The following is a 9,804-nucleotide window of genomic DNA, read 5'->3' as shown; positions in this document are numbered from 1 at the left end:
GGCGGTGGCGGTGGTTTGAACGCGGGGATGCTGTGGTTCAACGTGATTTCGCTGAAGACGGCCTACAACAGCCTGCAGAAGAGCAATGCACCGGAGTACACCTTGGGGTTTGCTTCATCGGTGTTCGGGGTGATCGGTGCAGCGGCGGCGACGCTGGTTAGCACGCGGGCAACGCAGAAGGCTGTGATGCTGCGATTGAGTGCCACCGCGCCGGGCATGGCCTTTGGCAATGGAATCATCAAGTTCTTGAGTAGTAATCTGTTTGCGCGTTTGGCTGGTTATCCGGCGATAGCATTTGGGTTTTTAGCGGACAGTGCCAAGGCGCTGCGACAGTATGACAACGGTAACCTTACTGCAGCCAGTTACACGATGGGTGGTGGACTCACCATGGCGATTGGCTCCGCTGTCGCTCTTGAAGCAGGGCTCGCCGTTGCCGGCGCGACATCAGTTGTGCCCTTTGCCGGATGGGCCGCAGCTGCCCTTGTTCTGGTAGGGGTTGCCATCATTGCAGGGGGCCTTTACCTACACGCCAAGGCCCATGAGCACCTTCACAGCCCAATTGAGTTGTGGGCAGCACGCTGTATTTTCGGCAATCGCATCAATGATGGAGAGGTGCGTCCTGAAATTACTTTGGACTATGAGAAAAAACTCCCCATTTACGCTTCGCTACAAGCCGAGGTAAAAGCCTGGCACACCGAGCATTACGGACCAAAACTACTGTCCGCCGAACAGGCTCTGCTATTCGGTATAAAGAATGTCGATAGCCGATGGCATCAGAATAATCACTGGTCTCCGCCCAACTGGACAGCTATCACACATAACGAAGTCGCCAAGCCTCAACCAACCGTTGAGTTTACGGTGCTGCTGCCAGGTTTTGTGCTTGGGGTAAGCGAATGGTCTGGAAGTTTAAGCACCCTACGTGACGACCTAGGAATGGACGTATTCCCAATCGCCCCGACCAGCCACATCATAGGTGGTGGTTTAGTTCTGCATTTCGAGAACACACTGACCAACGCAACCCATGTCTCATTGCAATTATCTTACAGCGCCAATCAGGGGTTGGACGAAGACAATGAGACCCAATCAATCTTCCGACTGGAGCGCTGACTATGGCAACCATCTGGATATTCAATTCAAAGTCAGACTCCGGGCATAAGCCCGCTATTGCCGGGCAACTTATACGCGTATCGGAGAATACTTTACTCCTAAGAAATCCATGGGTAACAGACTCCGTATTCATGGGGAAACTGTACTGCGCAATAACAGTCATATCACTCATCGGACTCTACCCTCAAATCCTCCCAATCACTTTAGACCTCTACAATGAAAGCATTGCATTAATGGCTTTGTTTTTAATCGCTCCATTTCCTTTCGTCCCCTTTCTCATTTACCGCATCTATTTTATAAGAAATCTATCAAGCTTTTGCCTCAACCGCTCAACCCAAAAAATCTACTACCAACGCTTGAGTAAATTATTAGTCTTCGAGTGGAGCAACACAGGCGGTGGCCTTTTCAAACGCACCGAATCCGGCGGCTCATCCTTCAGCACCAGCTACGCTCTCGCCTTCGCCCCCCGCCGAGCCGACGGTAGCCTCCACCAAAAAGACTGCCTCTGGGTCGACAGCAACGAACCCACCGAGTCCGGGGTCAGGCACGTCGCCGAAGTCTGGGAATACTTGCGCCACTTCATGGCCCACGGCCCGGCCAAACTCCCCCCGCCCGGCGAGCCCAACTGGTGGCACAAACCGCTGCACGCCATCTGCCTGACCCCGGCAGAAGCCTGGCGCCACTATGCCCCCTGGCGAACCGGCGAGCCCGGTGAAATGCAGGGCAAGAAAAACTGGCAACTGCCTTTCTGGGCCGTGCTGTTCCCGTACAACCTTACGGTCGCGATCTGCTGGTATGGCATCTGCCGCCTGTTCAATGTGAGGGCCGCACCGCCGCCCCCTGAAGCGTTCGAGGAACTTCCGGTGCGCTCAAGCAAAAGGAAGCCTGCATGACTAACGCCTCCGTCAACAACGCTACTTCCAGCCCACGTGATTCCACAGTGCTGCTGCCTGGCTTTGTGCTTGGCGTAAGCAACTGCTCAGGAAGCCTGAACACCCTGCGTGACGATCAAAGAATGGACGTATTCCCAATCTTCCGACTGGAGCGCTGACTATGGCAACCATCTGGATATTCAATTCAACGTCAGACTCTGGGCACAAACCTGCAATCAGGGGGCAACTGGCAAATTTATCCAATAACACTTTATGCTTGCGGAACCCATGGGTGTCAGACTCCGTATTTATGGGCAAGCTGTATTGCGCCATAACCATCATATCGCTCATTGGACTTTACCCTCAAATACTTCCAATTATCCCGGACCTATACACCAAGAGCATTACATTGATGCTCTTATTTTTAATATCCCCATTTGCCTTCACCCCATTCCTAGCTTATCGGATTATCTTCATAAAGGGCTTATCAACCATTTGCTTCAACCGCTCAACCCAAAAAATCTACTACCAACGCCTGAGTAAAGTATTCGTCTTCGAGTGGAGAAACACAGGCGGTGGCCTTTTCAAACGCACCGAATCCGGCGGTTCATCCTTCAGCACCAGCTACGCCCTCGCCTTCGCCCCCCGCCGAGCCGACGGTAGCCTCCACCAAAAAGACTGCCTCTGGGTCGACAGCAACGAACCCACCGAGTCCGGTGTCAGGCACGTTGCCGAAGTCTGGGAATACTTGCGCCACTTCATGGCCCACGGCCCGGCCAAACTCCCCCCACCCGGCGAGCCCAACTGGTGGCACAAACCGCTGCACGCCATCTGCCTGACCCCGGCAGAAGCCTGGCGCCACTATGCCCCCTGGCGAACCGGCGAGCCCGGGGAAATGCAGGGCAAGAAAAACTGGCAACTGCCCTTCTGGGCCGTGCTGTTCCCCTACAACCTCACCGTCGCCATCTGCTGGTACGGCATCTGCCGCCTGTTCAACGTGCAAGCCGCACCGCCGCCCCCGGCAGCCTTCGAAGAGGCACCTGTCAAACCTGGCAAAAGGAAGCGCAAATGAAACCCATCGTACTCGTAGGTCATCGCCATCTCTGCCCACTGCATGGCGAAGGCACCGTTGAAACCGGTGCTAGCGCAACATTTGTAGATGGCAAAGCCGTAGCACGCGTAGGCGACCGCACCAGTTGTGGCGCTGTCATAGAAACCGGGGCGGCCTGCACGATCATTGAAGGCCAACCCGCGGCAAGGGAAGGCGATACAACCAGCCACGGCGGTACATTGGTCGAAGGCGACCCCGGATGGCTGATTGACTGACCTCAGAGTCAGTGGGTATGAGGCAACCGCTTCAACGACCATGCAGCGCCATCGCCCGTAGAAGCGTTTGAGGACGTGCCCGCTAAGGCCCCCGAGTGATCACCACCTCAAGGTATTCACTCGGCACCACCAACGATGAAGCACCACCCACGTTGTTCTCATCCAGCAACTGGGTAAGGTCTCGCTCCAGGGCATTGGCCCCCTGCGCCTCCAACGACGCAAATGCCTTGTGCACCGGCCCGTACCAGGTGCGGAACACCTCGATGAAATGTGCCGCGGAGCGGTAGCGGAAGTTGAAGTACTGGTGGCTTACCTGAAGTTCACCCAGCGTACCTTCGAACATCACCCGCAACTGTTCCTCATCGCCCCACCGCGAAGGCGCAAGGGCCCCGGTGGGTGGCGGCACATGCCGACCCAGGGTCTTGAACATCTGCCCGACAAAACCTTGTGGGGTCCAGTTTGCCAGGCCGATGCGGCCACCTGGCCGGCATACCCGCGCCAGTTCGCGCGCGGCCTGTGCCTGATCCGGCGTGAACATCACGCCAAAGGTGGAAAGCACGGCATCAAAGGTGCCATCGCCAAACGGCAGCGCTTCGGCATCGGCGGCCTGGAACAGCACATTCAGGTGTTCGGCACGGGCCCGTTCTTCGCCGCGCTTGAGCAGTTCGGGTACATAGTCGGTGGAGGTGACGCGGCAACCGCGCCGGGCGGCCGCCAGGGTGGCATTGCCATTACCAGCGGCAACATCCAGCACGTGTTCGTCCCAGCGCAGGTCGCAGGCTTCGGCCAGGCGCTCGCCAACCAGCTGCAGGGTGGTGCCGATTACGGCGTAGTCACCGCTGGCCCAGGCGGCTTGCTGGCGGGTTTTGAGGGCATTGGTATCCAAAGGGGTGCTCATGGTCTGCGCCTTCTTGTTGTGCGCGGCCGAGGTCCTTCTGGCGGTTCACGCGCCATGGATTTGGGGAGCAAAATGTTACGCGCCTGCCAGGCGAAGCGGAAAGGCGAATTGGGGATAAGGCCGTGATCAAAGCGATATATGGCACCGGCGTATCCGGTGCCATGCACTTTGTTGGATTCTTCGCGGGAGTTCGACGCGCCCGCTCATAGAACTGCACATCACTTACTGATTTAGCAGGGACCCTGTGGGAGCGGGCAAGCCCGCGAACACCGGCGCAGCCGGTGCCATGCACCGCACTGGATTCTTCGCGGGCACGCCCGCTCCCACAGGGTACGTGGTGCGCCTGGCATCAGTTTTCTGCGCGACAGCGCAGCCAGATCTCCCACAGGGATCATATACACGCCTGGGTATCGAGCAGGGTTATTTGCCCTGCTCGATACTGGGTGTTCAGGCGAACCTGGCCCGCGCGGCGTGCAGCTTCTTGTAGCTCTCGATCAGGCGCAGGTGGCGATCAAGGCCTTCGAGCTTCATGCTGGTCGGGGTCAGGCCATGGAAGCGTACGCTGCCGTCCACCGAGCCCAGCACCGCGTCCATGCGCGCGTTGCCGAACATGCGGCGGAAGTTGGGCTCGTAGTCGTCCATTTCCAGCTCATCATCCAGCACCACTTCCAGCACCACATTCAATGCCTGGTAGAACAGCCCGCGCTCGACGGTGTTGTCGTTGAACTGCAGGAACGCTTCGACCAGTTCCTTGGCCTCCTCGAAGCGCTGCACTGCCAGGCAGATCAACAGTTTCAGTTCCAGGATGGTCAGCTGGCCCCACACCGTGTTCTCGTCGAACTCCACGCCAATCAACGTGGTAATGGTGGTGTAGTCATCCACATCGCAGTTGTCCAGGCGCTTGAGCAGCAGCTTCAGCGGGCGGCTCTCGAGGTTGTGCAGGTTGAGAATGTCGGCACGGAACGACAAGGCACGGTTGGTGTTGTCCCAGATCAGGTCCTCGACCGGGTAGATCTCCGAGTAGCCCGGCACCAGGATGCGGCAGGCGGTGGCGCCAAGGTTGTCGTACACCGCCATGTACACCTCCTTGCCCAGGTCTTCGAGGATGCCGAACAGGGTTGCAGCCTCCTGCACGTTGGAGTCCTCGCCATGCCCCGAGAAGTCCCACTCGACGAATTCGAAGTCAGCCTTGGCACTGAAGAAGCGCCACGACACCACGCCGCTGGAGTCGATGAAGTGTTCGACAAAATTGTTCGGCTCGGTCAGCGCGTGGCTTTCGAAGGTCGGCTGCGGCAGGTCGTTGAGGCCCTCGAAGCTGCGGCCTTGCAGCAGTTCGGTGAGGCTGCGCTCCAGTGCCACTTCAAGGCTTGGGTGAGCGCCGAACGAGGCGAATACGCCGCCGGTACGCGGGTTCATCAAGGTCACGCACATGACCGGGAACTCACCGCCCAGCGAAGCATCTTTCACCAGCACCGGGAAGCCCTGCTCTTCCAGCCCCTGGATGCCGGCAACGATGCCCGGGTACTTGGCCAGCACCTCCTGCGGCACGTCCGGCAGGCACAGCTCGCCTTCGAGGATTTCGCGCTTCACCGCCCGCTCGAAGATTTCCGACAGGCACTGCACCTGCGCCTCGGCCAGGGTGTTGCCGGCACTCATGCCGTTGCTCAGGAACAGGTTTTCGATGAGGTTGGACGGGAAGTACACCACCTGCTCATCCGACTGGCGCACGAATGGCAGCGAGCAGATGCCGCGCGCCGTGTTGCCCGAGTTGGTGTCGTACAAGTGCGAACCCCGCAACTCACCGTCCGGGTTGTAGATTGCCAGGCAGTGCTCGTCGAGGATCTCGGCCGGCAGTGCGTCGCGCGGGCCAGGCTTGAACCACTGCTCGTTGGGGTAATGCACGAACGGCGCGTTGGCCAGCTCCTCGCCCCAGAACTGGTCGTTGTAGAAGAAGTTGCAGTTCAGGCGCTCGATGAACTCACCCAGTGCCGAAGCCAGCGCCGCTTCCTTGGTGGCGCCCTTGCCGTTGGTGAAGCACATCGGCGACTGCGCATCGCGCACGTGCAGCGACCACACGTTGGGCACGATGTTGCGCCACGAAGCGATCTCGATCTTCATCCCCAACCCGGCGAGGATGCCGGACATATTGGCGATGGTCTGCTCCAGCGGCAGGTCCTTGCCGGGGATATAGGTGCTGCTGTCCGCTACCGGCATCAGCAGGCCCTGGGCATCGGCGTCGAGGTTTTCGACCGTTTCGATCACGAACTCGGGGCCGGTCTGCACCACTTTCTTGACGGTGCAGCGGTCGATGGAGCGCAGGATGCCCTGGCGGTCCTTCTCGGAAATGTCTTCGGGCAGCTCGACCTGGATCTTGAAGATCTGGTTGTAGCGGTTTTCCGGGTCGACGATGTTGTTCTGCGACAGGCGAATGTTTTCGGTGGGGATGTCGCGGGTCTGGCAGTACAGCTTGACGAAGTAAGCCGCGCACAAGGCCGAAGACGCCAGGAAATAATCGAACGGTCCAGGGGCCGAACCATCACCCTTGTAGCGGATCGGTTGGTCGGCGATCACCGTGAAGTCGTCGAACTTGGCTTCGAGACGGAGATTGTCGAGAAAATTGACCTTGATTTCCATGCGGGATTACCGTGATTTAAGCGTGCAAAACGAAATTGGCCGGCATTATCCGGGTTTTCAGCCCGGAAGTCCTGTTTACCTCGTCGCTTGCGCATTCCACCGGATTGCTTGCCTGATCCTCTGGACCTGCACCCGCCACCGGACCAGCGGTCATCCCCCTGTGCTAGCGTTTCTTCTCTGGGGAACAACGTATTCCCCACACAGAATAATCAATGCGACAGCAACCGATGATTGGCAGGTGAACCATGGAACTACGCATCAACCAGAAGACCTACCAGGTCGAGGTGGACGCCGATACGCCCCTGCTGTGGGTGATCCGCGATGACCTGGGGCTGACTGGCACCAAGTATGGCTGTGGCCTGGCCCAGTGCGGCGCCTGCTCGGTGCTGGTAGACGGCAATGTGGTGCGCGCCTGTGTTACCCCTGTGGCTGGCGTGGCAGGGCGTGAGGTGACCACCATCGAGGCGATCGAGGCCGATGCTGTCGGCAAACGGGTGGTCGCGGCCTGGGTCGAGCATCAGGTGGCCCAGTGCGGCTACTGCCAGTCCGGCCAGGTGATGGCGGCCACGGCGCTGCTCAAGCACACCCCCAAGCCCAGTGACGCGCAGATCGACGCCGCCATGGTCAACCTGTGCCGCTGCGGCACCTACAACGCCATCCATGCCGCTGTGCACGGCCTGGCTCAAGGGGAGCAGGCCTGATGAACACGCCCGTCGATACGCCTGCCGAGTTGCTCAAGCTGCAACTGGGCGAGACCGTCAACCTGTCACGGCGGCGCTTTCTTGCTGGCACGGCGGTCGGTGCCCTGGTGCTGGGTTTTGGCCTGCCCATGGGGTCGGCCCGGGTGCAGGCCGCAGTTGCTGCGACCGCGGAACGGGGCACTCAGGTGCCGGCGTTCCTGGAGATCCGCCCGGACGGTACGGTGCGCCTGCTCAGTCCGTTCATGGAGGGCGGGCAAGGCCCCTTCACCGCCATGGCACAAATCGTCGGTGAAGAGCTGGATGTCGACCCTGCCCATTTCGTGGTCGAGAGTGCGCCACCGGGCGAAGCCTATGTAGTAATGGAAAACGGCATGCGCATTACCGGCGGCAGCATGTCGGTGCGCATGAGCTACCCGACCATGCGCCGCCTGGGCGCCCTCGCCCGGGCCATGCTGCTGCAGGCCGGTGCCCAGCAGTTGGGCGTGCCGGTTGAAGAACTCTCGACCACACCTGGCAACGTGGTACATACCACGACCGGCCGCTCCATCCCCTATGGCGAACTTGCCGGCCGCGCCATGGACCTGCCGGTGCCCGACCCGGCCAGCGTCAAGCTGCGCGACCCCAGCCAGTTCCGCTGGATCGGCAAGCCCGTGCGCCGCCTGGACGCCTACGACAAGTCTACCGGCAAGGCCCAGTACTGCATCGACATCAAGGTCGACGGCATGCTCCACGCCGCCGTGCAACACGCGCCACGCCTGGGCATGACCGTGGGCGGCCTGCGCAATGAAGCGCAGGTCAAAGCCATGAAAGGCGTGCATTCGGTGCATCAGTTACCGGGCGCCGTGGCCGTGGTCGCCGAGCGCTGGTGGCATGCCAAGCGTGCGGTGGAGGCGATTCAGGTGGACTGGCAAGAGGCCGCTGCCGACTCGAAGGTGCGAGCGATGCCGGCAGACTTCTCCAGCGATGGCTGGCGCGAGCACCTGGCCACGGTCGAAGGCCCGGCCCGCGATGAAGAAAACCAAGGCGATACTGCGGGCGCCTTGAGCAACGCCAAGACCAAGGTCGAGGCCAGCTACCACAACCAGTACCTGAACCATGCCCAGCTGGAGCCACCCTCTGCCCTTGCCCGCTTCAACCCGGACGGGACGCTGGACGTGTGGCTGCCCAACCAGGCGCCGGACATGTTCCGCGACGACATTGCCAAGCGCACCGGCCTGGAAACTGCGCAAATCAACCTGCACTCGCCGCTGCTGGGCGGTTTCTTTGGTCGCCACTTCCTGTACGACTCAGCCAACCCCTACCCCCAGGCCATTGCCTTGGCCAAGGCAGTGGGGCGGCCGGTGAAACTTATCTGGAGCCGTGAAGAAGAGTTCCTGCGCGACGTGCTGCGCCCGGTTGCCGTGGTCAAGTTCCGTGCTGGCCTGGATGCAGACGGTTTTCCGGTTGCCCTGGAAGCGGTCAGTGCCACCGAAGGCCCGACCGAAGCACTGGCCGGCAAGCAAGGCGACAAAATCGACCCGACCGCGCTTGAAGGGCTGTCGGGCAAGGCCTACGCCATCGCCAACAAGCGCATCGCCCAGATCTATGTGAAAGGCCCGGCCATGCTTGGCTACTGGCGCTCGGTGGGCAATTCGCTGAACGACTTCTTCTACGAGTCGTTTCTCGACGAACTGGCCGACAAAGGCGGCAAAGACCCCTTCGAACTGCGCCTGCACCTGCTGCGCGACAACCCGCGCCTGACCAACCTGCTGAACGCGGTCGCCGACCTGTCCGGCGGCTGGAAGCGCGGCCCGTTCACTGCCGACGATGGCAGCAAGCGGGCACGTGGCGTGGCCATGGCCTCGCCCTTCGGCTCGGAGGCGGCAGTCATTGCCGAAGTGTCGATCGAGAATGGCCAGGTCAAGGTGCACGATATCTGGCAGGCCATCGACCCGGGCAGCATCGTCAACCCGGCGATCATCGAGCATCAGGTAAATGGCGCCGTCGCCCTGGGCCTGTCGCAGACGCTGGTGGAAGAGGCGGTATACGTGGATGGCAAACCACGGGCGCGCAACTACGACCTGTACCCGATCCTGCCGCCCTCGCGCATGGCCCGGGTGCATGTGCGCATCGTCGAAAGCGGGGCGAAGATGGGCGGCATTGGCGAGCCACCGTTGCCGGCCGTAGCCCCGGCGGTAGCCAACGCGGTCGCGCAACTGACCGGCCAGCGCGTACGCAGCCTGCCGTTGAGCCGCCATACCTTCAGCTAGCGCACAAGGAACGCCCC

8 protein-coding genes and 1 pseudogene are annotated in these 9,804 nt (G+C 60.5%); 7 read left to right on the top strand and 2 right to left on the bottom strand.

Annotated elements, in window-relative coordinates; all coding sequences use genetic code 11:
- The 5 genes and pseudogenes from ACFY9W_RS15830 to ACFY9W_RS15810 all read left to right on the top strand — a co-directional run.
- Window positions 1-1,107 (top strand): annotated as a pseudogene (locus ACFY9W_RS15830) (hypothetical protein); the annotation flags it as partial.
- Window positions 1,108-1,109: 2 nt separating this feature from the next.
- A complete protein-coding gene (locus ACFY9W_RS15825; protein WP_391131834.1) occupies window positions 1,110-2,000 on the top strand; it encodes a hypothetical protein in 891 nt (296 codons plus the stop codon).
- Window positions 1,997-2,158: a hypothetical protein gene (locus ACFY9W_RS15820; protein WP_391131832.1), complete on the top strand. Its 162-nt coding sequence runs from the start codon at window positions 1,997-1,999 to the stop codon at window positions 2,156-2,158. The genes ACFY9W_RS15825 and ACFY9W_RS15820 overlap by 4 nt, the downstream gene beginning before the upstream one ends.
- Before the next feature lie 2 nt (window positions 2,159-2,160).
- Complete coding sequence (locus tag ACFY9W_RS15815; protein ID WP_391131830.1) at window positions 2,161-3,051, top strand: DUF6708 domain-containing protein; 891 nt, start codon at window positions 2,161-2,163, stop codon at window positions 3,049-3,051.
- Window positions 3,048-3,305 (top strand): PAAR domain-containing protein, encoded by a 258-nt coding sequence (locus ACFY9W_RS15810; protein WP_391131827.1) that lies wholly within the window; start codon window positions 3,048-3,050, stop codon window positions 3,303-3,305. Before ACFY9W_RS15815 ends, ACFY9W_RS15810 begins: the two co-directional genes overlap by 4 nt.
- Before the next feature lie 82 nt (window positions 3,306-3,387).
- On the opposite strand, the gene ACFY9W_RS15805 is transcribed toward ACFY9W_RS15810, so the two are convergent.
- Both ACFY9W_RS15805 and ACFY9W_RS15800 read right to left on the bottom strand, forming a co-directional pair.
- Window positions 3,388-4,203 (bottom strand): methyltransferase domain-containing protein, encoded by an 816-nt coding sequence (locus tag ACFY9W_RS15805; protein WP_391131825.1) that lies wholly within the window; start codon window positions 4,201-4,203, stop codon window positions 3,388-3,390.
- A gap of 447 nt (window positions 4,204-4,650) precedes the next feature.
- On the bottom strand, window positions 4,651-6,837 hold the full coding sequence (locus ACFY9W_RS15800; protein WP_391131823.1) for an OsmC domain/YcaO domain-containing protein: 2,187 nt from the start codon (window positions 6,835-6,837) through the stop codon (window positions 4,651-4,653).
- A 245-nt stretch (window positions 6,838-7,082) separates the two neighbouring features.
- On the opposite strand from ACFY9W_RS15800, the gene ACFY9W_RS15795 reads away from it, so the two are divergent.
- On the top strand, window positions 7,083-7,538 hold the full coding sequence (locus tag ACFY9W_RS15795) for a 2Fe-2S iron-sulfur cluster-binding protein (protein ID WP_391131821.1): 456 nt from the start codon (window positions 7,083-7,085) through the stop codon (window positions 7,536-7,538).
- Window positions 7,538-9,787 (top strand): molybdopterin cofactor-binding domain-containing protein, encoded by a 2,250-nt coding sequence (locus ACFY9W_RS15790; RefSeq protein WP_391131819.1) that lies wholly within the window; start codon window positions 7,538-7,540, stop codon window positions 9,785-9,787. Before ACFY9W_RS15795 ends, ACFY9W_RS15790 begins: the two co-directional genes overlap by 1 nt.
- Window positions 9,788-9,804: the final 17 nt, after the last annotated feature.

The organism is Pseudomonas sp. NPDC008258 (genome assembly GCF_042956345.1).
Lineage (GTDB): Bacteria > Pseudomonadota > Gammaproteobacteria > Pseudomonadales > Pseudomonadaceae > Aquipseudomonas.
The sequence above is the reverse complement of the archived record's forward strand: the minus strand, read 5'-3'. Positions and strand labels throughout refer to the sequence as shown.

Bases quoted from the DNA above. Each gene is read 5' to 3' on its own strand.
- ACFY9W_RS15820 (WP_391131832.1), top strand. From the start codon at position 1,997: ATGACTAACGCCTCCGTCAACAACGCTACTTCCAGCCCACGTGATTCC.
- ACFY9W_RS15825 (WP_391131834.1), top strand. From the start codon at position 1,110: ATGGCAACCATCTGGATATTCAATTCAAAGTCAGACTCCGGGCATAAG.
- ACFY9W_RS15790 (WP_391131819.1), top strand. From the start codon at position 7,538: ATGAACACGCCCGTCGATACGCCTGCCGAGTTGCTCAAGCTGCAACTG.
- ACFY9W_RS15795 (WP_391131821.1), top strand. From the start codon at position 7,083: ATGGAACTACGCATCAACCAGAAGACCTACCAGGTCGAGGTGGACGCC.
- ACFY9W_RS15805 (WP_391131825.1), bottom strand. From the start codon at position 4,203: ATGAGCACCCCTTTGGATACCAATGCCCTCAAAACCCGCCAGCAAGCC.
- ACFY9W_RS15815 (WP_391131830.1), top strand. From the start codon at position 2,161: ATGGCAACCATCTGGATATTCAATTCAACGTCAGACTCTGGGCACAAA.
- ACFY9W_RS15800 (WP_391131823.1), bottom strand. From the start codon at position 6,837: ATGGAAATCAAGGTCAATTTTCTCGACAATCTCCGTCTCGAAGCCAAG.
- ACFY9W_RS15810 (WP_391131827.1), top strand. From the start codon at position 3,048: ATGAAACCCATCGTACTCGTAGGTCATCGCCATCTCTGCCCACTGCAT.